The organism is Campylobacter concisus, from assembly GCF_002913945.1.
GTDB lineage: Bacteria > Campylobacterota > Campylobacteria > Campylobacterales > Campylobacteraceae > Campylobacter_A > Campylobacter_A concisus_P.
Genome location: NZ_POZK01000031.1, coordinates 1 through 26,780 on the forward strand (window position 1 = coordinate 1; position 26,780 = coordinate 26,780).

General features: G+C 39.6%; 28 protein-coding genes and 1 other RNA gene. 15 read left to right on the forward strand and 14 right to left on the reverse strand.

Annotated features, from left to right (window positions below; translation table 11 throughout):
• The first annotated feature begins 98 nt into the window (after positions 1-98).
• From CYP64_RS06990 to CYP64_RS10040, 8 genes are all read left to right on the forward strand, one after another.
• Entirely contained in the window at positions 99-458 is a 360-nt protein-coding gene (locus tag CYP64_RS06990; protein WP_103649199.1) for a TonB-dependent receptor plug domain-containing protein, read from the forward strand.
• 149 nt (positions 459-607) lie between these two features.
• A complete protein-coding gene (locus tag CYP64_RS07000) occupies positions 608-2,194 on the forward strand; it encodes a TonB-dependent receptor (RefSeq protein WP_103649200.1) in 1,587 nt (528 codons plus the stop codon).
• Positions 2,195-2,224: 30 nt separating this feature from the next.
• On the forward strand, positions 2,225-2,740 hold the full coding sequence (locus CYP64_RS07005; protein WP_258032980.1) for a DUF4198 domain-containing protein: 516 nt from the start codon (positions 2,225-2,227) through the stop codon (positions 2,738-2,740).
• Between the two features lie 5 nt (positions 2,741-2,745).
• The gene (locus tag CYP64_RS10340) at positions 2,746-2,976 is read left to right on the forward strand and encodes a hypothetical protein (RefSeq protein ID WP_258032981.1); all 231 of its coding nucleotides are present in this window, start codon (positions 2,746-2,748) and stop codon (positions 2,974-2,976) included.
• A gap of 52 nt (positions 2,977-3,028) precedes the next feature.
• Positions 3,029-3,256, forward strand: a complete 228-nt coding sequence (locus tag CYP64_RS07010; RefSeq protein WP_103649201.1) for a FeoA family protein — start codon at positions 3,029-3,031, stop codon at positions 3,254-3,256.
• The gene (feoB, locus tag CYP64_RS07015) at positions 3,247-5,751 is read left to right on the forward strand and encodes a ferrous iron transport protein B (protein WP_103649202.1); all 2,505 of its coding nucleotides are present in this window, start codon (positions 3,247-3,249) and stop codon (positions 5,749-5,751) included. The genes CYP64_RS07010 and feoB overlap by 10 nt, the downstream gene beginning before the upstream one ends.
• 25 nt (positions 5,752-5,776) lie before the next feature.
• Positions 5,777-6,085 carry a hypothetical protein gene (locus CYP64_RS07020; RefSeq protein WP_103649203.1) on the forward strand — a complete coding sequence of 103 codons (309 nt, stop codon included), beginning with the start codon at positions 5,777-5,779 and terminating at the stop codon, positions 6,083-6,085.
• A 63-nt stretch (positions 6,086-6,148) separates the two neighbouring features.
• On the forward strand, positions 6,149-6,289 hold the full coding sequence (locus CYP64_RS10040) for a hypothetical protein (protein ID WP_159070072.1): 141 nt from the start codon (positions 6,149-6,151) through the stop codon (positions 6,287-6,289).
• 83 nt (positions 6,290-6,372) lie between these two features.
• On the opposite strand, the gene CYP64_RS07025 is transcribed toward CYP64_RS10040, so the two are convergent.
• From CYP64_RS07025 to CYP64_RS10045, 4 genes are all read right to left on the reverse strand, one after another.
• Positions 6,373-7,101, reverse strand: a complete 729-nt coding sequence (locus CYP64_RS07025) for a Fic family protein (RefSeq protein ID WP_103649204.1) — start codon at positions 7,099-7,101, stop codon at positions 6,373-6,375.
• A 12-nt stretch (positions 7,102-7,113) separates the two neighbouring features.
• Positions 7,114-7,539, reverse strand: coding sequence for a hypothetical protein (locus tag CYP64_RS07030; RefSeq protein ID WP_103649205.1), 426 nt, complete (start codon positions 7,537-7,539; stop codon positions 7,114-7,116).
• A 178-nt stretch (positions 7,540-7,717) separates the two neighbouring features.
• A complete protein-coding gene (locus CYP64_RS07035) occupies positions 7,718-8,344 on the reverse strand; it encodes an autotransporter outer membrane beta-barrel domain-containing protein (RefSeq protein WP_103649206.1) in 627 nt (208 codons plus the stop codon).
• Positions 8,287-8,469 carry a hypothetical protein gene (locus tag CYP64_RS10045; RefSeq protein WP_141089418.1) on the reverse strand — a complete coding sequence of 61 codons (183 nt, stop codon included), beginning with the start codon at positions 8,467-8,469 and terminating at the stop codon, positions 8,287-8,289. The genes CYP64_RS07035 and CYP64_RS10045 overlap by 58 nt, the downstream gene beginning before the upstream one ends.
• Positions 8,470-8,605: 136 nt before the next feature.
• Between CYP64_RS10045 and CYP64_RS07040 the strand changes: the two genes are divergently transcribed.
• Positions 8,606-9,868: a Y-family DNA polymerase gene (locus tag CYP64_RS07040; RefSeq protein WP_103640862.1), complete on the forward strand. Its 1,263-nt coding sequence runs from the start codon at positions 8,606-8,608 to the stop codon at positions 9,866-9,868.
• Positions 9,858-10,166 (forward strand): YolD-like family protein, encoded by a 309-nt coding sequence (locus CYP64_RS07045; protein WP_223155376.1) that lies wholly within the window; start codon positions 9,858-9,860, stop codon positions 10,164-10,166. The genes CYP64_RS07040 and CYP64_RS07045 overlap by 11 nt, the downstream gene beginning before the upstream one ends.
• 31 nt (positions 10,167-10,197) lie before the next feature.
• Here CYP64_RS07045 and CYP64_RS07050 read toward each other — a convergent pair whose 3' ends face one another.
• From CYP64_RS07050 to CYP64_RS10345, 5 genes are all read right to left on the reverse strand, one after another.
• The gene (locus CYP64_RS07050) at positions 10,198-12,639 is read right to left on the reverse strand and encodes a molybdopterin-dependent oxidoreductase (protein WP_103649207.1); all 2,442 of its coding nucleotides are present in this window, start codon (positions 12,637-12,639) and stop codon (positions 10,198-10,200) included.
• A 21-nt stretch (positions 12,640-12,660) separates the two neighbouring features.
• Positions 12,661-13,230 carry a hypothetical protein gene (locus tag CYP64_RS07055; RefSeq protein ID WP_103649208.1) on the reverse strand — a complete coding sequence of 190 codons (570 nt, stop codon included), beginning with the start codon at positions 13,228-13,230 and terminating at the stop codon, positions 12,661-12,663.
• A 417-nt stretch (positions 13,231-13,647) separates the two neighbouring features.
• Positions 13,648-14,337 carry a tetratricopeptide repeat protein gene (locus CYP64_RS07060; RefSeq protein WP_103649209.1) on the reverse strand — a complete coding sequence of 230 codons (690 nt, stop codon included), beginning with the start codon at positions 14,335-14,337 and terminating at the stop codon, positions 13,648-13,650.
• A 20-nt stretch (positions 14,338-14,357) separates the two neighbouring features.
• Entirely contained in the window at positions 14,358-15,260 is a 903-nt protein-coding gene (gene proC, locus CYP64_RS07065; RefSeq protein WP_103649210.1) for a pyrroline-5-carboxylate reductase, read from the reverse strand.
• A complete protein-coding gene (locus CYP64_RS10345; protein WP_258032982.1) occupies positions 15,257-15,634 on the reverse strand; it encodes a hypothetical protein in 378 nt (125 codons plus the stop codon). The genes proC and CYP64_RS10345 overlap by 4 nt, the downstream gene beginning before the upstream one ends.
• A gap of 55 nt (positions 15,635-15,689) precedes the next feature.
• On the opposite strand from CYP64_RS10345, the gene CYP64_RS10350 reads away from it, so the two are divergent.
• A complete protein-coding gene (locus CYP64_RS10350; RefSeq protein ID WP_258032983.1) occupies positions 15,690-15,830 on the forward strand; it encodes a hypothetical protein in 141 nt (46 codons plus the stop codon).
• A 340-nt stretch (positions 15,831-16,170) separates the two neighbouring features.
• Here CYP64_RS10350 and typA read toward each other — a convergent pair whose 3' ends face one another.
• The gene (typA, locus tag CYP64_RS07075) at positions 16,171-17,973 is read right to left on the reverse strand and encodes a translational GTPase TypA (RefSeq protein ID WP_087584862.1); all 1,803 of its coding nucleotides are present in this window, start codon (positions 17,971-17,973) and stop codon (positions 16,171-16,173) included.
• Positions 17,974-18,134: 161 nt separating this feature from the next.
• Here typA and fliK point away from each other — a divergent pair, with 161 nt between their 5' ends.
• From fliK to CYP64_RS07090, 3 genes are read left to right on the forward strand one after another with little or no spacing between them, the layout of a single operon-like run.
• The gene (gene fliK / locus CYP64_RS07080) at positions 18,135-19,535 is read left to right on the forward strand and encodes a flagellar hook-length control protein FliK (RefSeq protein ID WP_103649212.1); all 1,401 of its coding nucleotides are present in this window, start codon (positions 18,135-18,137) and stop codon (positions 19,533-19,535) included.
• A gap of 8 nt (positions 19,536-19,543) precedes the next feature.
• A complete protein-coding gene (locus CYP64_RS07085) occupies positions 19,544-20,251 on the forward strand; it encodes a flagellar basal body rod modification protein (RefSeq protein WP_021090228.1) in 708 nt (235 codons plus the stop codon).
• Positions 20,252-20,256: 5 nt separating this feature from the next.
• Positions 20,257-21,858: a flagellar hook protein FlgE gene (locus CYP64_RS07090; protein ID WP_181001706.1), complete on the forward strand. Its 1,602-nt coding sequence runs from the start codon at positions 20,257-20,259 to the stop codon at positions 21,856-21,858.
• A gap of 45 nt (positions 21,859-21,903) precedes the next feature.
• Here CYP64_RS07090 and CYP64_RS07095 read toward each other — a convergent pair whose 3' ends face one another.
• Positions 21,904-22,329: a hypothetical protein gene (locus tag CYP64_RS07095; RefSeq protein WP_072595304.1), complete on the reverse strand. Its 426-nt coding sequence runs from the start codon at positions 22,327-22,329 to the stop codon at positions 21,904-21,906.
• A 112-nt stretch (positions 22,330-22,441) separates the two neighbouring features.
• Between CYP64_RS07095 and ffs the strand changes: the two genes are divergently transcribed.
• Positions 22,442-22,539: signal recognition particle sRNA small type (gene ffs, locus CYP64_RS07100), an RNA gene on the forward strand.
• Here ffs and CYP64_RS07105 read toward each other — a convergent pair.
• From CYP64_RS07105 to gyrB, 3 genes are read right to left on the reverse strand one after another with little or no spacing between them, the layout of a single operon-like run.
• The gene (locus CYP64_RS07105; protein WP_103649213.1) at positions 22,526-23,761 is read right to left on the reverse strand and encodes an HD domain-containing protein; all 1,236 of its coding nucleotides are present in this window, start codon (positions 23,759-23,761) and stop codon (positions 22,526-22,528) included. The two genes, ffs and CYP64_RS07105, sit on opposite strands and share 14 nt — an antisense overlap.
• The gene (gene queF / locus CYP64_RS07110; protein WP_223155378.1) at positions 23,761-24,414 is read right to left on the reverse strand and encodes a preQ(1) synthase; all 654 of its coding nucleotides are present in this window, start codon (positions 24,412-24,414) and stop codon (positions 23,761-23,763) included. The genes CYP64_RS07105 and queF overlap by 1 nt, the downstream gene beginning before the upstream one ends.
• Before the next feature lie 53 nt (positions 24,415-24,467).
• Complete coding sequence (gyrB, locus tag CYP64_RS07115; protein WP_103649214.1) at positions 24,468-26,777, reverse strand: DNA topoisomerase (ATP-hydrolyzing) subunit B; 2,310 nt, start codon at positions 26,775-26,777, stop codon at positions 24,468-24,470.
• Between the last annotated feature and the right edge of the window lie 3 nt (positions 26,778-26,780).

Consider the following 26,780-nt stretch of genomic DNA (forward strand, 5'->3'; position numbering starts at 1 on the left):
GTATTATTTTTATATAAATTTTTTATTATTATAGTATTGACAATGATTATCTAATTCCCTATAATTCTACAATTAATTTTTAAGTTTAGGGAGCAAATATGAAAAGAATTTCTCTATCTAGACTAACGGCTGCTTTATTGATTCTTACAAATTCAGCCGTAGCCGCAGAAGATATAGTGCTTGGTGAAGTTTCGGTTACCGCAAACAAAATCAGTGAGAATTTAAAGGACGTGCCTCAAAGCATCAGTGTAATTAGTGATGTTGATTTAGAGGAGCGAGGCGTAAAAAATGTAGAAGAGCTGGTAAAAACTATACCAAATATCAGCGGTGTAGGTGGAATGTATGAGGGTATCAGCACTAGAGGACTAAACCCATCTATATACACTAGCTCAAATCCAGTAACTGTCTACATAGGCGGTGTGGCACAGAGTAACAAAGATGCAGCCTACATCCAGTAACCAACATTGACCATGTCGAAGTTTTACGAGGTCCTAGTAGTGCGATTTATGGCAAAGACTCTATCGGTGGCATAATCAATATCGTCTTAAAAGAGCCCGAAAATGAATGGAGAGGTAGTGTTGGTACTGAATATGGATCAAACAAATACATGCTGGGCCTCTTTGAAACAAACGGTGCGCTAATCGATGATAAGCTATTTTTGGGCTTAAATGGCTCGGCATCTAAAGAAGATGGCTGGATCATAAACGATCTAAACGGAGATAAAGCCAATGATAAGAAAAATTATAACTTTGGTTTAAATTTAAAGATTGTTCCAACCGACCGTCTTACTGTAAAAATTCGTGGCGACGTTTTTCACCGACAAGACGACTCACTTGACGAGCTTTTTATCCCAAAAAGTAGATTTTATGATATCTCAAAAAGCGAAGCCAAACATATCAATTTAGAAACTCCAGCTCGCGTAAAGCAGACTTCAACATCTGGTGCGATAGATCTAAAATATGAATTTGATAAATTTGATGTAACATCGGCTACGACTTTTCGTAGAGCTAAAAAAGATGGACTTTACGACGAGGACTTTGGTAGCAAGGCAACTTACCTGCATCCCGACCACTACGGGCTAGTTACATTTTTAAACTCTAAAAACGATACTTTATCGCAGGAGCTTAGATTTAGCAGTACAGATGAGCAAAGCTTTAAGTGGGTCGGCGGATTATACTTTGAAAAGGAAAAGCAAGTTTTTGGCCCTATCGGAGATCAATATGGCTATGGTGGTAATACGATAGTAGAGGACTGGCCGTCTGTAAATCGTGCGCAGACAATATCGACATTTGGTCAAGTTATCTATCCAGTTACTAGTAGATTTGATGTGACACTAGGCGGTAGGCTACAACAGATCAAAAAGCACACCAAGGTTGATTATTTCTCTTATCCGCTAGGACATACTCCTGGTACACCAGCGTTTTCAATGGATGAAAAAGAGACTTTTAGAACGTTTTTGCCTAAATTTGCACTTGGATACGATCTTACCAACGAGCTAAATATCTACGCGATGTATTCAAAAGGTTACTTAGCAGGCGGTTTTAACTTTTATACAACTGGTGGTAGCAGAAAAGATAATAAATTTGATGCTCAGACAAGTGATGATTACGAAATTGGCCTAAAAGGCACATATGATAGTTTTAGATTTTCTACAGCGTTATTTTATATGGCTATTAAAGGTACTCATATATTCTATACCGACCCTAACAACTCTAACATATACTATATATCAAATGCCGATAAATCAACATCTATGGGCGTAGAATTTGAAGGCACTCTAAAAGCCAGCAAGGAGATTGATATAAATTTGGCCGCAAGCCTGCTTAAAACTAAATATGGCAACTATATCAATAAAGACGGCTCAAATAATAAAGGCAATAGAATCGAGAAAAATCCAGAGTATAAAATTTCTCTTGGTGCTTCATATTATGCTCCGATGGGAATTTATGCCAGACTTGATGGAAACATGATAGGTAGGACATATTTTGATGAGCAAAATACGCTTGCTCAAAAGAGCTACTTTACAGCAGATGCAAAAGTTGGTTATCTAAAAGATAGCTTTGATGTATATCTTTATGTCAAAAATTTAACCGACAAAGAGTACTTTACTCATGCTAGAGCCAGAGCTAGCAACACCCTTGTTACTTACGGCAAAGGTAGAACCTTTGGCATAGGCGTAAAATATAGTTTTTAAATCTAATAAATTTTTATTAAAGGATAAAAAATGAAAAAAAGTTTAGCTCTACTAGCTATTTTAGGTGCATTTAGTGTAGTAAGCGCGCATGATTTTTGGCTATTTGGACAAAACGGCGAAAAAGCTAGCGTAGATATAGGCTTTGGGCATGATTTTCCAAAATCAGAACCGATTGACGCCGAGCGCGTAAATAACTTTGAAGCGCCTGTAATCCTTGGCAAAGACGGTAAAATCGCGTTAAAACAAAGCGGAGAGAACTATCACTACGAGGGTACAAAGCTAAAAGAGGGCACCTACGCGATTACCGGCGAATACAAACCTACGTTTTGGACGGAAGATACCGATGGCAAATGGCACATGGGCGGCACTAAAGAGACGATAAAAAATGCTAAATTTTGCCGCCGCGCTACGATGAGCGCAAAAAGCGTCATAAATATCGGCGCAGAAGATGACTTTATAACCAAATCAACTGGACAACGCCTAGAAATCGTGCCTCTAGCAAATCCTGCAAAATTTAAAGTCGGCGAGCCGTTTCGTTTAAAGTAAAGGTGTTGTTTGAAGGAAAGCCTTTAAAAGTCGCTACCATTGACGGCACCTTTGACGGATTTTTAAAAGACAAAAGCGCGTTTCACGCTACAACCGATCTAAAAGGAGAAACCGAGGTTTTAGCGCTTAGGCCAGGAAAATGGGTGCTAAAAGTAGTGCATAAATTCCCTTACGCAGATGCTAAAAAATGCGACGAAGAGACAGCGATCGCCTCTTTTACGTTTGAAGTAAAATAAATTACGATTTGACCGCTTGAACGCTTGGGCGGTCAAATTTTAAGGATTTTAGATGAATCTTAGCGATGCAAAGATCGGAAATTTATATGAGATAAAGGGGCTAAAAGCAGACGGCAAATTGCTTTTAAAGCTGCTTGATATGGGCTTTATAAACGGAGCCGTCGTCGAGGCGGTAAGACTCGCTCCGCTTCTTGATCCCATAGAGCTTAAAATTCAAGGCTGTCTTATTTCGCTTAGAAAAAGCGAGGCGACGTTAGTGGAGGTTGAAGTTTGCAAATAAAAGTAGCTCTTGCGGGGCAACCAAACTGCGGCAAATCCACCGTATTTAATATGATAAGCGGCATACGTCAGCATATCGCAAACTACCCAGGCGTTACCGTCGATAAAAAATCGGGATTTTTTAGCATCGCAGACGTGGACGTCGAAATGGTCGATCTACCTGGTACTTATTCGTTTAGTTCGTATTCGCTTGAAGAAAAAGTCGCGAAAGAATTTATCGTAAACGAAAAACCTGACGTCATTTTAAACATCATCGACGCTTCAAATTTAAAGCGAAATTTATATTTAACCTTTCAACTGCTTGAAATAGGCGTTCCTGTCGTCATCGTCTTAAATATGCTAGACGTAGCCAAAAGACGCGGCATAATCATAGACTCCGGCAAAATAGCTAAAATTTTAAAATGTCCCGTAATCTGCGCTAGCGCGTCAAAGGGTGAGGGCAAGGCTGAAATTTTAGATATTTTAAGAAACGCTAAAAATCTAAAACAAAACTACGAAGAATTTAAGGTAAATTACGAGGATTTGGAGCCTTTTGTTTTAGAGCTACAAAATAGCGTATCTTTAGATAAAGGCATAAGTACGAGATGGCTTTGCGTAAAAGCCCTTGAAAACGACGCTGCAGCCTTAAATTTGCTAAAAAACTCTAACGCCGAAATAGAAAATTTAACGGCGGAGCAAAGGGCTAAATTTAACGAAAAAACGGGCAAAAGCATTGAGGGCTATTTGGCTGCGCTTAGATACGAAAACGCGAGCATAGTCTTTAGCGAGTGCGTAAAAGAGACCAAGAAAAATCAAGCCACGTTAACGGACAAAATAGATAAAATAATCCTAAATCGCTGGCTTAGTTTTCCGATCCTTTTTGCCATTATTTTTGCGATTTACGAGAGTAGTATAGTTTTTGGTTATAAGCTCACGAACTACACTTGGCCACTGCTTGCGGCTATTAAAAACTTTGTGGTAGATATTACGCCTGCGGCAGATATTGCTAAAGTACCGCTCATTACCGATGCGGCTATATGGCTCGTAAATTCCGCCGTCGCGCTTTTAAACTACCTGCCGATATTTTTTATACTTTTTGCGATGATCGCGATTTTAGAGGATGTCGGATATATGCCTAGGATGGCATTTGTCTTAGATAAAATTTTTAAAAAATTCGGCCTACACGGGCAAAGCACCTTACCGCTGGTGCTTGGCGGGGCGTTTGTAGGAGGCTGCGCGGTACCGGGCGTCATGTCTACTAAGGGTATCGCCGACGATAGAGCTAGGATGGCTACCATACTCACCGTTCCTTTGATGAACTGCCTAGCTAAGGTGCCTTTTTACACGCTGCTTTTGGGCGCGTTTTATACGACTACGACCGTGGCGGCGGACGGGAGCAAAAGCATAGACGCTTCGCAAATGAGCGTGATGATGTTTTATATCTCGACCGTTACGATGTTATCGGCACTTTTGATAGCTAAATTTTTAACTTCGACGATTTTAAAGACAAGGGAAACCGCGCCCTTCGTGATGGAGCTGCCGCCTTATCACCTGCCGACGTTTAAGGGCGTCGTGATAAGAGCGTGCGAGCGTGTGTGGCTGTATATTAAAAAAGTCTGCACAATCGTCATCGCAGTAGCCGTGATACTCTTTGCGCTTTTACAGTTTCCGGGACTTTCAAACGAAAAGCAGGAGTATTATGCAAACGAAGAGGCCAAGGCTCTAGCAAATTTTGAGACGGCTGCGAAAAAATCAAGCTATTATGCGAGCATAGATAGCAGAGAAAAGGTCGCGCGGCTACTAAATTTCTACGACGGATACAAAGCTAAAAAGATGGGCGGAGGCAAAGGCGTAGACGAAAAATACGAGGCCGAGAACCCCGAGTTTTATAAATTTATAATGCCAAAAACCGATCAAGACGCAAAAGCGATAAATTCGGCGCTTAGAAAGCTCTCGGCGCAAAGAAAGACGATCCTAAGAGAGCAAAAAAACGACAAGATAGAAAGCTCGCTTCTTGGTATGGCCGGGCGCGCGCTTGAGCCCGTGTCTAAATTTGCAGGGTTTGACTGGAGGATAAACGTAGCGTTTTTAAGCTCGTTTGCCGCCAGGGAGTCTGCAGTGGCAACACTTGGTAGTATATACGAAAGCGGTAAAGCCACCGAAGCAAGTAGTGGCGAAGAGATGAGGCCTGAAGAAGCAATGAGGCAAAGTAGCGGCTATACTCCGCTTCATGCGGCTTCTATCATCGTTTTTATGTTGCTTACGCCGCCATGTATCGCTACGATGATCGTCGTAAAAATGCAAACGAATAGCTACGCGTGGATGGCGTTTGGGATATTTTTCCCTTTTACACTGGCTCTTGTTATAGCTTCGGCGTTTTTCACGCTGGCAAATACTTATGAGCTTAGCGGGCTGGCAGCGATGGGGACGTATTATTTTATACTTTTGTTTTTCGTGATTGTTTTAGGATTTATGCCGCAAAAACGCCAAAACTGGAGCGGCGGCGTCAAAAAGTAAATTTAACTTTATCAAAGGAGAAAAAATGAAGAAAATTTTATTTTCATCTATTTTGGTGGCTCTTACGAGCTTGCCTGCGTTTGCGCATACGGCACTTATGAGCTGCATAGATAACGGCGACGGTAGCGTTACATGCGAGGCGGGATTTAGCGACGGCAGTAGCGCTAGCGGCGTGGAGTTTAAGGTTTTACAAAACGGCAAGGTTATTATCGAGGGCAAATTTGATAAAGACAGTATGTACACTTTTAAAAAGCCCGAGGGCGAATATAAGGCTAGGATGTTTGCGGGCGAAGGCCACGAGGTCATCGTAGAGTCAAAAGATATTTCAAAATAAATTAATAAACTCGCCGCGAAATGTTTAAATTTGACGCGGCGAAACGTCTTTAAAAGGAAAAATATGGCTTGGTATGAAGCTGCGATTTTGATTGTAATGGCAGTCGGTGCGGGATATTTCGTTTACGCAAAAGAGTTTAGGCAAAAAGACTGTGGTTGCGGTAGCGGTAAAAACTGTCACTCTGGTGGAAAAAAGTATAAGTAATATTCTTTAGAGATAATGCCTGATCTTAAACAATGCCTTTTTGGCTTTTTATAATAGCTGTTTAGGTAGGACTCTAAAAACCCTTAAATATTATTATTTAAAAAATCAGAGACAAAACCACTATCTTTTAATACATGCATAATGCTACGCAAAAGATAATTATTTACAAAATATATAGTGTAAATTCTTCCACCATCAGTTATGGATCTAACCATTTTTTTATCTTTCAGTTTTGCCATAATATTTGATTTTTCTTTTGATTTTCGTATACCAAATTTATCAAGTTCTTCGGCTTTCATACACATATCATCTTTTTTAACAATATACGTCAATATATCAAATTCTTGTTTTGTTATATGTTCTCTATCTAGTGCTATTTTGAGCATTGGTAGAAGTATAATTTTTTGTACATATTCTTTTTTTAAAAGATGGTCTATTTTTTCGATCTCATTTTTTAATCCTATTAAAAAATATTCGCACCAAGCTAACAAATCTCTAGGCTCTAAAGTATCGGCGCACGACAACATATCGTAATACTGATCTCTATTTGCGTAAAAAACAGAAGACGGATTTATAAGTCTACCTTGCTTAACTTTAAATCCGAGCTTAATTAAAAAAGCATAATTTAAAAGTCTACCCATTCTACCATTTCCATTGTCAAATGGATGAATAAACTCAAATCTATGATGTGCAATAGCAACCATTAAAAGCTGGTACTGCTCCTTATGTTTTTCGTTGATAAATTCTATAAACTTATTAAAATAATCTGGCAATATAAAGTGCTTTGGTGGAATATGTCCTGATTTTTTTATACTTACGTCATGTCACCTTAATTCTCCAGGATAGTTAGATCCTTCACCTTTTGTCGGCGGTGTTAAGCCTTTTGTAATAATTTTATGGATTTCTGAAATATAGGCACGATCAAATATGGTTTCTTCATTTGTGTTGTCTTCTATAAAAGCTATGGCATTTTCTAAGCTTTTTATCTCATCATCGCTTTCATCTGTCAAATTTTTATCTATAATCTTCTCAACATATTCAGATAATGTTGTATTATTTCCTTCGATTCTGGCTGATCCTAAAGTTTCTAAAATCTGAAAAATATTTTTAAGCTGAAAAAATATATATGGAGGTACATCACCGCCAAGCCTTTTGGTCCTTAGCTTTTCCAAATCTAAAATAATATTAGTCAAATTACTTCCAAAAGATGGCTCTGGTATTATTATATTACTACTTACTTCTTCTTTCATTTTTTAATACTTCCTTTTTAGTATAATGAAAGTACGATTATAACGTATTCTTTTATAAAAAATATAATTGTATTACTTCTGGTTATACTTATATACTACTTCCAAATAAATATATAAATATATAAATTTACAATCTATAAAAATGAGTAAAATTTAGTGGCTTTTGTCCACTAAATTTTTAGAATCTATAAGCAAACTGAAGTTTTACGCTGCTTTGATCTCTTTTACCAAAAGATTGTGCTATGCCAAAATTTATGAGTGTTGCATAAGTTGGCGTATATCTTAGACCGACCTCAACCTCTGAGCTTGTGCCTTTTTGAGTTAGGCTGATCTCCTCGTCTTCTTGGATTACTGCTATTTTTGACTTGGTGTTAAATTTATACTCAGCACTAATTTTTCCATAAGGATTAAATTTACCAGCATCATAGGCTATTTTTGAGTAAATTTTAGCTCTACTTGATGTAACGCTGCTAAATTTTAATGTGCTTTGTCCGATATCTGCCTCATCGCTACCAACATAAGAGAGTGTGTAGTTTAGCCCACTATCAAGTATAAAACTATCAAATTTTATCTTTTTGCCGACGCCAAAGCTAGCATTGTAGTATGGCATTGAGATTTTATAATCAACATTTTTCGCATCAACCTCAGTCTTGCTCCTACCAGCTTTTGCCATGAGATCGATATAAAAATCACGCGGCAAATTTAGCCTTGAAAAAATACCAAGTCCATAGTTTCTAACTCTACCATCTATTTTGGCATCTTCATCGCTGTTATCAAATGTTGGTATAGCAAAAGCTCCAAGCATAGACTCGCCATTTTTATTTTTACTTTGCTAGAATTTACATCACTTCTATCTGTTAAACCACTATAAACACCTGATTGTCCGCTTTTTTCAATGGTAGAGCCAATTATATTAACTTCGTTATGCATTGCATTACCCTAACTCCGCTAGTAAAATTTATCCATTTTACTTATTTTGTTTCTAAAAAATTTTTATTAGAAATTTTAGCCTTAAGATCGATTTTTCAAAAACGAACTTTTACTAATTTTCATCTATAATCACTCCATGAAAAACGAAGTGCAAAAATTTTATGCCATCATTGATCTAAAGTCCTTTTATGCCTCAGTTGAGTGCGTAGAGCGAGGACTTGATCCGTTTAAAGCCGATCTAGTCGTGGCTGACGATAGTCGCGGCAACGGAAGTGTTTGTCTAGCCGTTAGCCCAGCTCTTAGAGCCAAAGGTGTGAAAAATAGATGCAGGCTTTTTGAAATACCAAAGGCTATAAAATTTATGATCGCACCGCCTAGAATGCAGTTTTACATCGACTATGCGGCTAAAATTTATGAGATATACCTAAAATATGTCTCAAAAGATGATATCTATGTCTATTCTATCGATGAAGCCTTTATCGATCTTACTTCTTATGTTAAATTTTATAATACCGACGCAAAATCCATAGCCAAAAAGATAATGGATGAAATTTTAAAAACTACTGGCGTGACGGCTACCTGTGGCATGGGTACAAATTTATACCTCGCAAAAATCGCCCTTGATATCCTGGCTAAGCACAGTGATGATGGGATTGCATTTTTAGACGAGCAGCTTTATAAAGAACGTCTTTGGACACATCAACCGCTAGATGACTTTTGGCGTATCGGTAAGCAAACTAGGCTAAAGCTGGAAAAACATGGAATTTTTTGTATGAAAGATATAGCAAATGCTCCGCGAAGCTTGCTTGAGAAATTTTTTGGAGTTGATGCCTATATAACGATAGATCACGCAAATGGCATAGAGCCAACAACAATAGCTGACATAAAAGCATATAAACCAAGCACAAAATCCTACTTTAGCTCTGAAATTTTACCAAGAGACTACGAACGTTGTGAGGCAGTGATCGTGCTAAAAGAGATGGCGGATAGGCTAGCACTTAGGATGATCAACAAAGAAGTAATGGCAAGTGGAATAACGATAAATATAAAATTTGCCGATAAGCTTGAGCCACTACAGCGTGCAAGCGTTCGATTTAAAACACCAACAAATGTTTCAAGCATGCTGATGAGTTCAGCCGAAGAGTTACTCTTAAATAAGATAAAAAATGTTGGGCTGATTAGGCAAATTAGCATCAGTGCAAACGACGTAGTAAAAGAGAGCCTCGCTCACTCTAGTCTTTTTGATGATGACACTAAAGAAAAGGCGGTTTTAAAATCCCTAAATCTCATAAAAGAAAAATTTGGTAAAAACTCGGTTTTAAGAGCGATCGATCTACTACCAGAAGCCACTGGGCAAGACCGAAATAAAAAGATCGGAGGGCACAAAAGTGGCGAGTAAAGATAGAGCAAAAATTTTTAGCTCGTTTAATCCTCTCTCAACCTTAGAGCGAGCCTTGCGACAAAAAGAGCGAGAGAAATGCGAAAAACTAGAGCTTGATGAAAGCAAAGTCGATGAAATTTTTAAAAAGATAAGCGAGCTAAGGCCGGCTGATGAAGTATATGTGAGCTATCATGACGGCTACACCTATACAAGTGCTAGCGGACTAATCTCTGACGTAAATTTCAAAAATAAAACTCTTATGGTTGTAAAAACTAGGATCAAATTTGAAGATATAAATGACCTAAAAATAATTTAGCCCCCAAGCGAGGGCTAAATTTATATAAATTCTACAAAGATTGTAAAATTTTTGGTTTAGAAAACGCAGTTATTGGTTTGATCTCGCCTTTATATTTTTCAAGATCCGCTAGTATCGTATGTCCGCAGTTGCTTTGAGCGATGCTAGATGTGCCTTTGTCACGTGTTAGGACATTGATGCAGCCATGCTTACAAAGACTCCTCTCGCCAAGCACTTCAGGGTCGTACCATGCGCCTTCACAAATAGCGATGACGTGCTCTGGGATAATGTCAGTGACAAGCGCTCCTACTAAAATTTCACCCCTGTCGTTAAAGACTCTCACTACATCACCAGTTGCGATGCCTTTTTTCTTAGCGTCGTTTGTATTTATTAACATCGGCTCTCTAGCACAAACTTCAGCATAGTTTCTGATTATTGAGTTATTTAGCTGAGAGTGCAAGCGATATCTTGAGTGTGGGGTTGTGATGCTAAATGGATATTTCTTAGCTTTTTCACTACCAAGCCACTCAAACGGCTCTATCCAAGCAAAGTGTGGAGCAAAGTCTTTGTAGCCAAATTTAGCAATAGTTGGAGAGTATATCTCTATCTTGCCTGATGGCGTGCCAAGGCGATTTTTGTGTGGGTTTTCTCTAAATTCACTAAGTCTTGTGTAGTATTTTGTTTCTTCATTGTCTTTGTCAAATTTGACATAGCCCTCTTTCCAAAACTCATCAAAATTTGGCATTTTAAGATCTAGTGCTTTGGCTTGTTCCACCGCATCTGCGTAAAATTCTTTTGCCCAGCCAAGCTCATCTTTACCCTCAGTAAAGACCTCTTCTCTACCCCAGCGTTTGCAGATTTGTGAGCAGATCCAGTAATCGCTTCTACTTTCTCCCATTGGCTCAACTACTGGTTTGTATGCTACGATGTATTCGCTTGATGGGACACTTTGGTTGATGTCATTTCTCTCTACTTCAAGTGCCACTGGTAAGACGATGTCGCTTAGTTTAGCTGTGCTTGTCCAAAATGGCTCAGCTGTGATAACAGTATCAAATTTACGCCATGCTTTAACTGCATTGTTTACATCTTGGTGTCTTGTAAACATCGAACCAGAGGCCATATAAGCTACTCTCATATGTGGAAGTTTGATCTTAGAGCCATCATAATCTATCTCTTTGCCAGGATTTTGCAAAGCTTCTATTGATCTTGAAGATGGGATGGTTACGTTTTTAAATTTCTTCCACGGAGCACCATCTACATTTTCATATTTCTCGCTTATCCTAGTACTGATACCTTTTAGAGCAGGTGCTATCTTGTCGGTGCTGCCGTTTCCGTAGTAGAGGTTAAACTCAAATCCAAGACCCTCTTTACCGATGTGGCCAAGCATCGCACTAAGTGTTACGATACCCCAAAAGCCCATCTCGCCGTGATCTTGTCTTTGAAGAGATCTGCCAGCGATAATAGTGCTTGGCTCTTTTGCAAGTACGGTAGCAAATTTAGCGATATCTTCAGCTTTTACACCACAAATTTTACTAGCCCAGTTTACGTCTTTTACTACTTTGTCGGTGGTGCCAAGCAGATAGTCTTTAAATTTATTAAAACCAACTGTGTATTTTTTGATAAATTCCTCGTCATAGAGTTTGTTTTCATAAAGATAGTGACACATACCAAGCATCATTGCTACGTCAGTGTTTGGACGAACGATGATAGTTTCGGAGTCAAGGTATCTTGTGGTGTCATTTTTAAAGACGCAAACGCTATAGGTTTTAATGCCAGCATCTTTTATCTTTTTAATGCCAAGATAACCATCATGTGTTGGTGGCTGCCATGAAATTTGACCAGTTACAAGCGGGTCAGTACCCCAAAATACAATGTTCTTAGCATTTTTAACCATAGCTTCCCATTTTGTAGGAGCGTCATAAACCGCACTATTTCCAAGGACGTGAGGCATGATGACAAGACCAGCTCCAGTTGAGTAGTCGCCGCTCTCTTCGACGTATCCGCCAAGCACTTTTAGCATCCTGTGACCAACGGTCCTACCCCAGCTGATCTTACCGCTGCCACCCCACCAGTAGCATTCGCCGTAGATGCTCTCAGGGCCATATTTGTCAAAATTTTCTTTTAAGGCTTTTGCAGCAAGGTCAAGTGCTGTATCCCAGCTAACACGTACAAATTCTTCTTTGCCACGAAGCTCACTTTTTGCTGCGCCTTTTGCCTTTAAGTAGCTTTTTCTTACGTACGGATAGAGTACGCGGCTTTCGTTTTGGATGAGATCTGGCAAGCTATTATTCATTGTATTTGGGAATTTATCACCATCAAATGGATCAACAGAGACGATTTGATTTGAGTTGGTATTTGCCCAAAATAGACCAAATCTATTTGCTCCAAAAGTTTTCTTTTGGTCAAAAATGGTTTTTGTCACGCCCTCTATCTTGTTTGCCTGCGCCGCAGTGGCTGCAAGTGCAGAAAATTTTATAAAATCTCGTCTTTTCATATTTTCTCCCTTATGAAAAATTTATTTTACTTTTTTGGCATTGTGTTGTAAGTATTTGAGCACTAAATTTAGGTCAGTTTCGTCTAGTGCTACAAATTTTGCATCGACCATTCCAGCTAAATTTGCTGGCCACTGAGCCGCTGTAAAGCTATTTGGCTCGTGAAGTCTATGACACGCAGAGCAGGTCTCTTCATAAATTTGTTGTGCTTTTACGTAAAGCTTTTTTGTATCGCCACCAAGTGCGTCATTTGGCACTTCGTAAACGCCCTCAGCTTGGTACCAAACCTCGCCGTAGTCATCTTCAAGATCTTTTACTTTTTTGAAATTTGCCTCACTCTCGTCATTAAAAGCTACAAAAACTTCAGGATCTTCTACGCTTCTTTGAAGCTGGGCTAAGTAGTTTGCCGATACGACGCCATTAACCTTGATCTTGCTCGTTTTATCGCCTTTTTCGACGACTTCAACTGGTGTTAAAACCTCGATCTTTCCGATCATCTTGCCATCTAGCGTTATATTGGCATCTTTTGCGATGACATCGGCGCTAAAAGCAAGACTACATGCTAAGACAGGGGCTAAAAATAGCATTTTCATGTTGCAATCCTTAAAAATAAAATTTAAAAAAATCTTATAACCTAATGGCTTAAAATTACATTGTTATATTTATCTTTATTTAAGAAAATTAATATTTGCTTTTGTTAAAAATAAGGTTTAGTAGAAAATTTATCAATTGGTTTTGTCGATTGTTTTTGATAGCTAAAAATATAAGCAAACACAAGCTCTATAAAAATTTTACTTTTGAGTCTAGTGAAGTAAAAATTTAACTTTACTTCACTGGCTAATATAAAAAAAGTATGGCAGAGCTTTTATAAACTTAAAAATATAAATTAGTAAACTTCTTACAGTATTTATAAATATGCTAAAAACTACTACTCTACATTGCTGGCTATGTTAAGACTTTATAGAGTTTTATCATTTTAAATTTTTTTATCAAAATACCTTATTATCAATTTAGCAGCTTTGCTTATCGCCTAGCTCGCAAGCCTTTTTTCGCATTTGCTCTGCCTTTTTCGCGTCTTTTTTTACTTGCTCGTATCTGTTTTCGTTGAAATTTACCTCATACAGCCACGCCGCCCTCTCGCAGCCGCCTACGTAGCCTAGCTTACACGAGCGCTCGTAATACTCCATCATCTCGCCTATATCGCCTCCCGTTCGCTCTATCATCCAGCCCACGTTGTAGCATCCGGGAGCGTATTTTTTGTTGCATAGGGTATTGTTTATCGCAAACGACTGCACCTCGTCGCCTAGCTCTTCTTGTATGAAATTGGCTAGCGCCAAGCAACCGGGCAAATACTCGTAAAGGACGCAGCTAGCCTTGTAATACGCGCTAATCTTAGTCTCGCGCTCGCTCTTATCCGCGGCTTTTACTAGGTTATTTTTATAAAGTTCGCCAAGGTAAAAGCAGCCCTCGCCGTCTCCTTTGGCGCAGGCTAGGCTAAATAGCCCCTCTGCAGCGCCGTAGTCTTGCTTTAAGTTAGCCGCTACCATGCCCGCTTGCACGCACTCTTTGGTGGCGTTTAGGTCGGGGTTTTTGCATTTTTTGAGCTTTTCTAGCGTATCTGCGGCCAGCAATGGCGAAAGGCCGGGCTCGCTAGCAAATAAATTTATCGCCGCAAGTAGCGCAAATAATAAATTTTTCATTTTTATCCTTAAAAATTTGCCTAACCCCTCGCTTTGGCGATGCAAGCGGCGATAGCCTGCATCAAAGCTCCGCGAAATCCGCCGTTTTCAAGCGCGACAAGTCCCTCGATCGTGGTTCCCGCCGGCGAGCAGACCTCGTCTTTTAGCGCGGCCGGGTGCTTGCCGCTTTGGATCAGGCGCGCCGTCCCCTCTATCGCCGCACAGACGGCGTCGTAGCAAAGCCGCCTAGGCAGTCCGCCCCGCACGCCCGCATCCGCCGCAGCCTCGATAAAGGCGCAAACATACGCGGGCAGGCTTCCTGCGATACCAGTAAATGCGGCAAACCCGGCCTCGTCTATCTCGTAAATTTTGCCTATTTTAGCGATTATCTCGCGCACGGTCTCTTCCTTAGCCTCGCTAAATCCCGCGTCAAAGCAAAGAGCCGTAGCCGACGCGCCGATGCAAGCTGCTATATTTGGCATCGCGCGAGCGATATAAACGCCTTCGCCTACGATTTGCCTAGCGCGCTTTATGTCAAAACTCGGCGCCAAAAGAAGCAAAATTTTGCCCGCAAGCTCGGGCGCGATCAGGCGCAAGATAGCCTCGTAGCTAGCGGGCTTAGTAGCCAGCACGACCGCGTCCGCTTCGCGCGCTAGATCCGCTTCGCTCGCGGCTATTTTTACGCTAAATCTCTGCCGTAAGGCTTCATTTTTGCTTCTGGCGCAGGCTAGGATTTCAAATTTCGCCTTTTTTTCGCATTCGCACTGGCTCGCGTTTTTATCCGTTTGTGCTAAATTTTCCGTCCCGCACGCCTCGCTACCGCCGTCAAATTTCTGCTCGTCCTCGGCCGAGCTTGCCCCGTCAGGTTGCGCTCGCCAAAGCGCCTCTATCATTGCGCCGCCCATATTTCCGCCGCCGATAAAGCCGATTTTTACGCTTTTCATTTCGCCGTCTTTTTTAGAGTGCCGATTTTGACCGCTTTGCCAGCGATCGCCGTATTTACCGCCGCGCTATCCGCCCAGATCGCGCCCGTAACCTGCCCCGGCGCCAAGGTATAAACGCCACCCGTTTGCACCTCGTCGCTCGCCTTAAACTCGTTGCCCACGACCAGCTCATAGACATCCTTTGTGTCGTTTTCAAATTTGATCGCCGCTTTTAGCGTCGGCTCCATTTTCTGCTTCGCCGCACCCGCGTACTGCTCGAGCATGTTTTTGCTAAGCTTGCCGTAGACTTCGCCGTCTTGGCTTAGATATATCCGCACGGCGCGCTTATCCGAGTTTTTGCCGCCCTTTTCACCCTTGCCTACGCTAACGCTCATCTCATAGGCGGTTTCTCCCGTCGGGAAGTCCTTAAATTTAGCGTCCGGGACGAAAATGCGAACATTATCCGTTACCGTTTTCGTAACGTGCGTCTGCGGCGTTATACCCGTTAGCACGATCGTGGATTTCACGTCCAAGCTTTTATCCGAAATAAGCGCGGAGATCGGCACGCGCGTAAGTAGCGTCGTCTCGTAGCAGCCGCCAAAAATAAACGCCGCGGCGAGAGCAAAGATAAATTTTAGTTTTTTCATCGGTTTCCTTTAAATTTTCGCCGATTCTAGCATAAACTAAGCATTTTTGTATTGATTACATTAAAAGCAAAAATAGAAAAGTAAGTATGGTATTTTAAAGCATAAATAGTTTTAAGGTTGATAAATTTTAGATGAAAGAGAATGGCTCTATTTCGTCTTGAACAAAGCCAACTTAAATAAATAATGCAAAAAAAGTATGAGAAATTTATTTAAATATTTAATTTGCTGTTTTTAGAGTTCAATTATTAGCCCCTTTACAAAGGGGCTGAAATGATAAAATTTGATTAGAGTTTTGCTTTTCTTTTGCGTTCTGTTGGATCTAAATAGCGCTTGCGAACGCGGATATTTATAGGCGTAACCTCGACTAGCTCGTCATCTTCTATCCACTCTAGCGCGCGCTCAAGGCTTAGCTTTCTAGGTGGGACAAGCTTGATCGCATCGTCACTACCGCTAGCACGCACGTTTGTTAGGTTTTTACCCTTGATAGGATTTACGTCAAGGTCGTTTGGACGGCTGTGCTCGCCGATGATCATGCCCACATAGACTTTTGCTTGTGGATCAAGGAAAAGCACACCACGATCTTGCAAGTTAAATAGCGAATAAGCAAGCGTTACGCCGTTTTCCATAGAAACTAGCGCGCCATTTGTTCTGTGCTCGACTGTGCCACTAAGTGGTCTAAACTCCAAAAAGCTGTGGTTCATAACGCCCTCGCCTTTTGTATCAGTCAAAAACTGGCTTCTAAAGCCGATAAGCCCGCGCGCTGGGATCTCAAACTCGATCCTTGTTTGGCCATCTCCTGTTGGGTTCATAGAGACCATTTCCGCTTTTCTTTTACCTAGTTTTTCTATGACTGTGCCTGTCGTATCATCAGGTGCATCGATAACTAAAAGCTCGTATGGCTCGCATTTTACGCCGTTTATCTCTTTTACGATGACCTCAGGTCTGCCAAGTAAAAATTCATAGCCCTCGCGGCGCATATTTTCAGCCAAAATAGTAATCTGAAGCTCACCACGACCACTTACTTTAAATTTGCCCTCGCCGATGTTTTCGTATTTCATCGCGATATTTGTCTTCATCTCGTTTGCAAGACGCTCATCGATCTTGTTTGATGTGACGTGTTTGCCCTCAGTACCTGCCAATGGGCCGTCATTTACAGAAAATACAACGCTAAGTGTCGGCTCTTCGATGTGAAGAGGATCTAGTGGATGAGGGTTGTTTGGATCAACGACGCTATCGCCAACGTCAAGCGCATCAAAACCAGCGATCGCTACGATGTCACCAGTACCAGCTTCGTTAATATCGGTTCTTTCAAGACCCATAAAGCCAATTAACTTTGAAATTCTACCAGTTGTCTTTGTGCCATCAGCCTTTGCAAGCATGACATTTTGGTTTTTAGATATCTTGCCGTTAAAAATTCTCGCAATACCGATCTTGCCGACGTAGTTATCATAATCAAGCGTGAAAACTTGAAGCTGAAGCGGATTTTCGTCACTACCACTTGGAGCTGGCACGTGAGATAGGATGGTCTCGAAAAGTGGCTGCATATCTTTGTTTTCATCACTTAGTTTTAACTTAGCGTAGCCATTTTTCGCAGCGGCATAAACTACCGGAAATTCTAGCTGTTCGTCATTTGCATCAAGTGCTACAAAAAGGTCAAAAATTTCATTTATAACGCGGTCTGGATCGCCTGCTGGCTTATCGATCTTATTTACGACGACGATTGGACGAAGCCCCAAAGAGAGCGCTTTTTTAACGACAAATTTAGTCTGTGGCATAACGCCTTCTTGCGCATCGACAAGCAACAAAACGCCATCAACCATCTTAAGAACGCGCTCAACCTCACCACCAAAGTCAGCGTGGCCCGGAGTATCGATGATGTTGATCTTTGTATCCTTGTAACGAATAGCAGTATTTTTAGAAAGGATCGTGATGCCACGCTCTCTTTCGATGTCGTTGCTATCCATTACACGCTCGCCAAGGTTTTGATGCTCGTTAAATGTTCCTGACTGCTTCAAAAGCTCATCAACCATTGTTGTTTTACCGTGGTCGACGTGTGCGATAACGGCTATATTTCGTATCTTTTCCAAAGTTTTCTCCGTTTATTAGTTTGCTATTTTCGCTTCATTAGTTTTAAAATAGGGGCAGATTATAGCCAAATTTTTATAAATTTTAAGCTGATATCAAGAAATTAATTTTTGGAATAGATTTTGCATGTTTGGCATTAAGTTTAAAAATTTGAAAGGTTTAAATGCAAGCTTATACAGCGAAAAACAACATAGATTTGCTGGCTCCTGCTGGGAATAAAAAGCCCTCTGTTTCTAAAAAATCTCAAAATAACGGCGAATTTTTATCGATGGTTTTAGATGCAGCTGCGAGTAAGGCAAATAGCGGCCAAAAAATCACTGAAAAAGATGTCAAAGAGATAGTAAAAACGGTTACCACTCAAAAAGAGACACTGCAAAAAGCACAAAGCGAAAGTGCGGCAAAAATTTCAACTGCACTTGAAGAAAATTTGGACGAAGATACAAAAAATGAGCTCTATGAAAATGCAAATTTTATGCAGCTTTTACAAGTTTTAGAAATTCTAAATGGCAATGAAAAAGTAAGTAAATTTCCAAATTTCAGCGACAAAATAGCAAATTTCTTAAGTGTGCCTGAAAACGTTGAAGAGCTTAGCAATGTTAAAAGCGTTAGCGATCTTATCGACCTTGCTAAGAAATTTGACCTTGGCCTTGAAAATATAGAAATTTCAAACGAAGATGTGCCAAAACTAAATGAGATGTTTAAAAATTTAGGCAAGAAAGAATTTTTCACACCGATAAAGACCGAAGAGAAGCCTTTTTACCTAAAAGAGCTAAAAAATGAGGTCGAGCAAACCATCATTAAAAATGAGCCAAAAGAGGTCGTAAAGCTTGATACTTTGTTAAAAGAGGTAGTGGTAAATCCAACTAATGAAGTTAAAAATTTAGTAAAAGAAGAGCCTAAAAAGCTAGATAGCGAAGTAAAGCTTGATGATGAGATAGTGGATGTTGAGCCAGAGGAGCAGCCAAAAGAGCCAAAAGTAAAGGTAAATTTACAAGAGCAAAAGGTGCAAAAAACTCCAACTCTCGAGTCACTACTCTTCCCTGAAAGAGAACAACAAAAAAATGAGAATTTAGAGAGCAAAGAGACATTTAATAGCGATAATAAATCAGAACTAAATCAAATGGTAAAAGATATCGCTAGTAGCGCTAAACACCAGCTTCAAACAAAGGCTGAGATAAAAGAGACGCTTAGTAACTTCTCTTCTACGCTAAAAGAGCAGGTGCAAAATTACAAAGCTCCGATCACTCGTTTTAACATAACGCTTAATCCTCTAAATTTAGGTGAAGTTGAGATCACGATGGTAAATCGCGGCAACAACTTACATGTAAATTTTAACTCAACCACGGCTACTATGAATTTATTTTTACAAAATCAAGCCGAGTTTAAAAACAGCCTTGTAAATATGGGATTTACCGAGCTTGAGATGAATTTCTCAGACCAAAATCAAAGACAAGAAAAAAGAGAACAAGCAAAGAACAAATATAGCTCAAATCAAAGCGACGAGAGCGAAAACACTCAAGCGGAACAAAGCTTGCTTGAGCTAGTAATACCAAGATATATTTAGGAGAGATTATGGCTTCAGTTTCAGATATAACCACACAAACAACGCAGCAAAAAAATGCCGAGAAAAAGGCAAAAGCAAAGCAAGATGCGGCAGCTGGCACAGGAACTAATCCAAATGCGCAGCTAGATAAAGATGCATTTATGAAGCTACTTTTAACAGAGCTTCAGTATCAAGACCCAACAAGTCCTATGGATACTGAAAAGATGCTTACGCAAACTAGCCAGCTAGCATCACTAGAGATGCAACAAAATACAAACTCAGCTATGAAAGAGCTTGTAAATCAGTTAAAATCAAATGCAAATGCCTATGCCATATCAGCTCTTGGCAAAATGGTCTCAACTGGCTCAAACTCAGTTTTACTAACAGATGAGCAAAAAACTGTAAATTTTGCACTTTATTTTAAATCAGATCTTGCAAATGGTAAGCTCGAAATTAAAAATGCAAATGGAGAGGTCGTTCGTTCAATCGATATAAAAGATCTAAAATCAGGAGTCCGCAGAATATCTTGGGATGGCAAAGATGATTCTGGAAAACAATTACCAAACGGTGCATATACAGTCTCTGTTAATTACACTGGCAAAGATGGTAATTCATACAAGACTCAGGTAGGTAGCTATCCGGTTGAGGCAGTAAAATTTGTAGATGGCAAAGCTATGATAAAAATCGCAGGCGAATATGTCCCAATGGATAAAATATCTGAATTTTACGAAGGATAAAAGCCATGATGAGAGGTTTTTACAACGGAATTAGTGGCATTAAAACACAAAGCTTTGGCATGGATGTTTGGGCAAATAATATTTCAAATATCAACAACGTAGGTTTTAAAGCTTCAATCCCTGAGTTTAAAAATTTAATCAATCAACATATGGCTTCTGCTGGAAGTGGCCCAACTAACAATCAAGTAGGTCTTGGAGCTACGAAACAAACGACAGCTTTAAAGATGACAAATGGTAGTTTTCAAAATACTGATAATAACTTTGACCTAGCCATAGGCGGTAAAGGCTTTTTTGGTGTCGTTGATAAAAATGGTAGAAACTACTACACAAGAACAGGTAGCTTCGATATAGATGGGGCTGGAAATTTAGTAGATAACAAAGGCAACTTGCTTCTTGGTACGTTAACTAGTTTTACTCCAGTCACTCCAAGTGCTAATGCTCTTAGAAAATATGGTCAAACAAAAGGTACCACGCAGGCATTTACTGCAAAAGAAGAAGATCTAAAACTAGGCGATACTGGCTCACAAAAAGGTATAAATTTACCTCATTTTTTATTTATGCCAGCCAAGCAAACAAAAAATATAAATTTAAAAGGTAACCTAGACTCAAGCCTTATAACAGATAAGCGAACAACAGCCATTGATGCGGCAAATTTTAATTATACACTTGATAATACAAATAAAACTATCTCGCTAAATGGACAAATCCCACTAAGTCAGACAAGATTTGGTGCAAAAGCAGGTGACAGCGTGGTGGTAAAAGTAAAAGACGGTGATGGTAAATTTAGTGAGTTTTCAACCACACTAGAGAGCGATGGCAGCTGGCATATAAACAATAAAAGTCTAAAATTTATGAATTTTGCTAGCTTAGATGTAAAAGCAGAAGTTACATCACTAGTTGAAGTAGCTAATAAAGAAAAACTAAGTTCAGAGATATATAACAGCGATGGCACAAAGAGCTTAGTAACTATAAATTTTACAAAGCAAATCCCTCAAGGTGGCAATCAAACTACATGGAATGCCACAGCTACGATAACTGATGCTAATGGTGTTGTGCAAAATACAGCTATGGGAACACTTACTTTTGATGGTAGTGGTAGGCTTGTTACAAATACATTAACAAGCGTTGGAAACGTTGCTTTAAATTTTCTTGGCGATGGAGATGCGAATGTCTATAATGGCATAACAAGCTCGGCTAATTCAAAAAAAGACTTTGTCATAAAAGCAGATGGCTACGCCGAAGGAAATCTCACAAAATATAGCGTCGATGATCGTGGAAATATCATGGCAAATTTTGACAATTCTCGCTCATTTATAGTTGCAAAAATAGCTCTATATCACTTCCAAAATGAACAGGGTGTATCAAAAGTAGGCGATAATCTCTATGAAGCAACTCCAAATTCAGGTGAAGCATTTTTTTACAAAAATAAAGCTGGTGAGACCATTTATGGTTCACAAATTCTTGCAAATAAACTTGAAATGAGTAATGTCGATCTTGGTCAAGCGCTAAGTGAGGTTATAGTCACGCAAAAGGCTTATGAGGCTAGTGCAAAAAGTATCACAACAAGCGATGAGATGATCCAAACTGCTATTCAGATGAAGAAATAATTTTTATGCTAGTTGATGATTAAAAATTTAAAATGAATGATAATCTTAAGAATAGAGTTTAACTTCGTTTATTAAAAACTCATAAACTCTTTGCTGAACTAAAATTTCTTCCTCACAGCCACTCATCAAGCGACGAAGGTGAGAAAAATCTATCTTTTTGGCATATCTTTTGTGATCTTTTAGATCTTTATCGATACTTAAAAGAAGTGCATCAAGTGTGATCCTGTCGTTTCTTTTAACTCTTGCTACATACTCTTTAACAGTTTGGATCAAAAAGTCTTTTCTGGTTTGGTCATTTTCATAAATTTCATTTGTAATGTCATTTAAAACAAAAAAATCATCTTCGTCTGGGTCAAATTTAGCAGAGATCATTGCGGCAAAAATTTTGGCACGAAACTCTAAAGATTTGTGATGATAGATAAAAAAATCTCTAAAAGCTGATAAAAAACGAAGTTTAAACTTTCCAGACATTACTCTACTTTTTATGAAATTTGGGCTGATTATATACTTTTAAAGCTAAATTTTTAAAAATGTAACTATAAAACAAAATTTAAGTATAGTTTTTGTATGATTGCGAAGCTCCTTCTTAGACCTGTGCAATGCTTTTTATGAGCACCGCTTCAGGGTGGGAACACAGCAGAGCACTTGTATTAAGTGTGTGCCGCAGTTATCTGAGAGGGGGTCTTTCTAAACCAAAATGCTCATTAAAATCATCACAAATTTCTAAAAAATCCACTCCATCAATCTTAGGTTTTTCACTAAAAAATTTATACATATTATTAAAGCCGTCGGTTAGCTCTTTTGACTTGACGCCGTAGCTTATAGAAATTCCAGCTTCTATGTAAGCTGAGAGCTTGTCACAGTATTTTAGCGCTTTGCCATCGATTGAGTTAAATTTATCCTCATTTACGTTCTCCATAGTCCCTTCGTGGCAGATGATTTTACGCTCATATGTTCTATTTTCAAACTCATCTTTTATAAATTTCTCACCATCTTTTCTGATACCAAGGATGTAGCTAAACTCATCTCTTATCTTTTCAGGCACAAATGGCAAAATCCTCTCATCAATAAGCCTCATCTCATACTCGCTGATGATCTCATTTAGCCCTTTTACACCGTATTTCACAGGGCTTATGATATCTCTTGTGAGGCTCTCTGGCAGATCGTGAAATAGCGCGCAAAAGAAGTTATTTTCTAGGCGTTTTTTGCAAGCTCTTGCTTTGAGTGAGTAAAAATAACTAAGTATCGCAACAACTAGCATATGTCCTAAGACCGCAGTTTCAGGAATGCGAGGCGTTTGTGCCCAGCGCTTTTGAAACCTTAGCCTACCGCTTAGATCAACAAGGCGGGCTAGCTTTTGATTCATAGCGATCTTTCTAACGCCGATTAACTCGTAGTAATCCTCCATCTCCTCTTCAACCTTCGCCTTAAGCTCGTCGATATCGCTTAAAAATTGGCTCGTTTGATAGACGATAGAAAATTCCCACCTCGTGGCAAGATAGCTCGCTGCTTTTAGTATAAGGCGCTCTTTTTCGTGAGTTTTATCATTTTTAAAGTGGTTTTTAAATCTCTCTAAAAATTTGCCATCTTCGATTTCTGAAATCAGCCCCTCTAGGTTGCTTAAGACCCAGCTATTTATCTGCTCTTTTTTTGTCTTTTGGATGTGGTGAAAGACGTCAGGGCGTATGTCTGTGACTACGACCCTACTTAAAAACTCAAAAATTCCAGCCTCGATGATGTAGTTCATGTCGGCGTTTTGCTCTTGTTTTGCAATGAAATAAGCGATGATAAATTTATGAGCCTGCTTGTCAAGCTCAACTAAATTTGCCATCTTTGGATAGTCGTTCCAACGTGATATAGATGCTGCTTTAAAGATATGTTCTATAAGCTTAGCACTTATCATTATTTATCCTTTTTGACTACTTTTGGCTTCTTATCATCTGCGTAGCTTATCTTTCTAAAGCCCTCTTTGTTTGAGCTTCTTCTTGGTTTATCATCTTTTTGAAATTTATCATCTCTGCCACCTCTGCTGCCACCAGCTCTACTGCTGCCCCTGCTACTGCCACGATCACTCGTACTACGTCTTTCGCGTGGCTTGTCGCCAAAGCTACTTCTCTCTCTAGTTCTTGGAATAAATTCTTTCTCTTCAGCTGGCTTTTTCACCACTAGATCAGAGCTGATCTCAATAACTGTATGGACGTTTCCACGAGGGTTAAAGTCGCCAACTATCTTCATAAATTTTGGCTCTAGTTTTTTCTCTAAAACAGAGTAAATTTCATTTATACTATCTTCGTGGCTGATATTGCGGTTCATAAAACTATTTATATAAAGTTTTATCGCTTTTAGCTCGACTACAAGCTTATTTGGTATGTACTCAAGATAGATCGTCGCAAAGTCAGGATAACCAGAGCGAGGGCAAAGGCAGCAAAACTCAGGCAGAGTGATCTTTATGACATAGTCCCTTGTCTGCTTATTTTCCCAGACCTCAAGGTCACTCTCTACGTCAAATTCTTTCAAAATTTTCTCGCCATATTTCATATCTAGCTCTTCGCTCATTTTTTATCCTTTATTTTTTTGCTAATTAGATCAAATTTAAATTTGATCACCTTTTAAATATCTAAGTGTTTAACGTCTTTTGCGTGGTCTTGGATATAGTTTCTTCTTGGCTCGACCTCATCGCCCATGAAGAGATTAAACGTGTCAGAGGCGCTTATAGCGTCGTTTATATCGATCTTTAAAAGTCTTCTATTTTCAGGGTTCATCGTAGTCTCCCAAAGCTGCTCTGGGTTCATCTCACCAAGACCTTTGTAGCGCTGAATATATGCACCTTTTTTCGCATTTTTTTCTACTTCATCAAGCACGTCTATAACGTCACTATGCAAGTCTAGGCCACGCTCTTTTATCTTTTGGCTGATGTAAAGCGCCTCTTCATAAAGTGGATTTGTAAATAAATTTTCATTTACTACAAGCTCTTCTAGGCCACTTTCAGTTTGGACATAAATTCTAATCTCATCTTCGCTAACGTAGTGGTTTAGGATGTTGTGACCCTCAGCTTTTAAGAAATTCTTTAAAATTTCAAAAATTTCATTGTAGCTTTTTGAGACGATGTCCGGATTTTCTATCATATAGCGAATCGCTGAAAGGACGTTAAAGCGTTTTTCAAGCTCTTTTAAGACGCTTCTATAAGCTGCAACAATCTTTAAAAAGTCAATCAAATCCGCACTGCCGATACCCTCTATATCAACACCCTCGATACCAGTTTCGATAAGAAATTCGTTTAATGCCTTTTCATCTTTTAGATAAATCTCTTTCTTGCCTTTTTTATAGCGGTAAAGTGGCGGCTGAGCTAGGTAGATGTGGCCGTTTTCTACAACTTTATTTAAAAATCTAAAGAAGAAAGTTAAAAGAAGTGTCTGGATGTGGCTACCATCGACGTCGGCATCGGTCATGATGATGATCTTATGATATCTAAGCTTCTCAGCGTCAAATTCATCTCCGATGCCGCAACCTAGCGCTGTTATCATATTTTTTATCTCGTCAGACTTTAAAATTTTATCCAGTCTTGCCTTTTCAACGTTTAGAATTTTACCCTTAAGCGGTAATATTGCTTGGAAAACTCTGTCACGTCCCTGCTTAGCAGAACCGCCCGCAGAGTCGCCCTCCACTAGATATAGCTCGCTAATTACTGGGTCTTTGCTCTGGCAGTCAGCTAACTTACCAGGGAGTGTGCCTACGCTCATGCTCTCTTTTTTGCGAGTTAGATCCCTAGCTTTTTTAGCAGCTTCGCGGCCACGTGCAGCCATTAGGGCTTTGTCCATTATCGCTCTTGCTTCGATAGGATTTTCTTCAAAATACTTTGTAAGAACATCAAAAACCATCTTTTGAACGATTGGTTTTACGTAGCTTGATCCTAGTTTACCCTTTGTTTGTCCCTCAAACTGAGGCTCAGGCACTTTTACGCTCACAACAGCGATAAGTCCCTCGCGGATATCTTCGCCAGTTATCTTTGTATCTTTTTCACGTGCAGCAGCGTTTGCTGAGACATAGTTTGTGATAACTCTTGTAAGGCCCGCTCTAAATCCAGCTTCGTGTGTACCACCATCTGGAGTTTTGATGTTATTTACAAAGCTTAGTAAATTTTCACTATAAGTGTCGTTGTAAAGCAGGGCAAAATCAACCATAACATCATCTTCGCCGCCGCTAAATGATACTGCTTTACTAACAGCATTTGCTTTGTTCATATCAGTTACAAAGCTCTCTAACCCGCCCTCGAAATGAAAGCTCTCGCTTCTGCCATTTCTTTGATCTTTAAAATTTATAGTTATCTTTGGGTTTAGATAGGCTAACTCGCGAAATCTTTTTACTAAAATTTCATCATCAAATTCTGTCACTTCAAATATACTATCATCTGGCCAGAACTCAACTTGCGTACCTGTGCGGTTTGTAGTTTTTATCACTTCAAGATCGCTTTGAGGGATACCTTTTGCAAATTCTTGTCTATGAAGCTTACCATCACGCTTGATATTTACGACTAGCTTTTTAGAAAGGGCATTTACAACAGATACACCAACACCGTGAAGACCACCAGAAACTTTATAAGTGTCCTTATCAAATTTACCACCAGCGTGAAGAACAGTTAAAACAACTGTCGCAGCTGAAATTTTCTCAGTTGGGTGCATATCTACTGGGATACCACGGCCATTATCGCTAATGATAGCTGAGCCCTCACGTGTAAGCTCAATGTCTATCGTATCGCAGTATCCTGCCATTGCCTCATCGATAGAGTTGTCAACAACTTCATAGATCATATGGTGAAGACCACTAATGTTTGTATCGCCTATATACATGCCTGGGCGTTTCCTGACCGCCTCAAGCCCTTTTAGTACTTTAATATTTTCTGCGCCGTAATTATTTTCCATAAT

What these genes read in the sequence shown, in the direction of transcription:
- CYP64_RS07060 (WP_103649209.1), bottom strand. Translation starts at nt 14,337, where the DNA reads ATGAAAAATTTATTATTTGCGCTACTTGCGGCGATAAATTTATTTGCT.
- CYP64_RS07055 (WP_103649208.1), bottom strand. Translation starts at nt 13,230, where the DNA reads ATGAAAATGCTATTTTTAGCCCCTGTCTTAGCATGTAGTCTTGCTTTT.
- CYP64_RS07000 (WP_103649200.1), top strand. Translation starts at nt 608, where the DNA reads ATGCTGGGCCTCTTTGAAACAAACGGTGCGCTAATCGATGATAAGCTA.
- CYP64_RS07005 (WP_258032980.1), top strand. Translation starts at nt 2,225, where the DNA reads ATGAAAAAAAGTTTAGCTCTACTAGCTATTTTAGGTGCATTTAGTGTA.
- proC (WP_103649210.1), bottom strand. Translation starts at nt 15,260, where the DNA reads ATGAAAAGCGTAAAAATCGGCTTTATCGGCGGCGGAAATATGGGCGGC.
- CYP64_RS07105 (WP_103649213.1), bottom strand. Translation starts at nt 23,761, where the DNA reads ATGATAAGTGCTAAGCTTATAGAACATATCTTTAAAGCAGCATCTATA.
- queF (WP_223155378.1), bottom strand. Translation starts at nt 24,414, where the DNA reads ATGAGCGAAGAGCTAGATATGAAATATGGCGAGAAAATTTTGAAAGAA.
- CYP64_RS10045 (WP_141089418.1), bottom strand. Translation starts at nt 8,469, where the DNA reads ATGCATAACGAAGTTAATATAATTGGCTCTACCATTGAAAAAAGCGGA.
- CYP64_RS07035 (WP_103649206.1), bottom strand. Translation starts at nt 8,344, where the DNA reads ATGCTTGGAGCTTTTGCTATACCAACATTTGATAACAGCGATGAAGAT.
- CYP64_RS07095 (WP_072595304.1), bottom strand. Translation starts at nt 22,329, where the DNA reads ATGTCTGGAAAGTTTAAACTTCGTTTTTTATCAGCTTTTAGAGATTTT.
- gyrB (WP_103649214.1), bottom strand. Translation starts at nt 26,777, where the DNA reads ATGGAAAATAATTACGGCGCAGAAAATATTAAAGTACTAAAAGGGCTT.
- CYP64_RS07020 (WP_103649203.1), top strand. Translation starts at nt 5,777, where the DNA reads ATGAAGAAAATTTTATTTTCATCTATTTTGGTGGCTCTTACGAGCTTG.
- CYP64_RS07050 (WP_103649207.1), bottom strand. Translation starts at nt 12,639, where the DNA reads ATGAAAAGACGAGATTTTATAAAATTTTCTGCACTTGCAGCCACTGCG.
- fliK (WP_103649212.1), top strand. Translation starts at nt 18,135, where the DNA reads ATGCAAGCTTATACAGCGAAAAACAACATAGATTTGCTGGCTCCTGCT.
- CYP64_RS07090 (WP_181001706.1), top strand. Translation starts at nt 20,257, where the DNA reads ATGATGAGAGGTTTTTACAACGGAATTAGTGGCATTAAAACACAAAGC.
- CYP64_RS10345 (WP_258032982.1), bottom strand. Translation starts at nt 15,634, where the DNA reads ATGAGCGTTAGCGTAGGCAAGGGTGAAAAGGGCGGCAAAAACTCGGAT.
- CYP64_RS10350 (WP_258032983.1), top strand. Translation starts at nt 15,690, where the DNA reads ATGCGAACATTATCCGTTACCGTTTTCGTAACGTGCGTCTGCGGCGTT.
- CYP64_RS06990 (WP_103649199.1), top strand. Translation starts at nt 99, where the DNA reads ATGAAAAGAATTTCTCTATCTAGACTAACGGCTGCTTTATTGATTCTT.
- CYP64_RS07085 (WP_021090228.1), top strand. Translation starts at nt 19,544, where the DNA reads ATGGCTTCAGTTTCAGATATAACCACACAAACAACGCAGCAAAAAAAT.
- CYP64_RS07010 (WP_103649201.1), top strand. Translation starts at nt 3,029, where the DNA reads ATGAATCTTAGCGATGCAAAGATCGGAAATTTATATGAGATAAAGGGG.
- CYP64_RS07030 (WP_103649205.1), bottom strand. Translation starts at nt 7,539, where the DNA reads ATGAAAGAAGAAGTAAGTAGTAATATAATAATACCAGAGCCATCTTTT.
- CYP64_RS10040 (WP_159070072.1), top strand. Translation starts at nt 6,149, where the DNA reads ATGGCTTGGTATGAAGCTGCGATTTTGATTGTAATGGCAGTCGGTGCG.
- CYP64_RS07040 (WP_103640862.1), top strand. Translation starts at nt 8,606, where the DNA reads ATGAAAAACGAAGTGCAAAAATTTTATGCCATCATTGATCTAAAGTCC.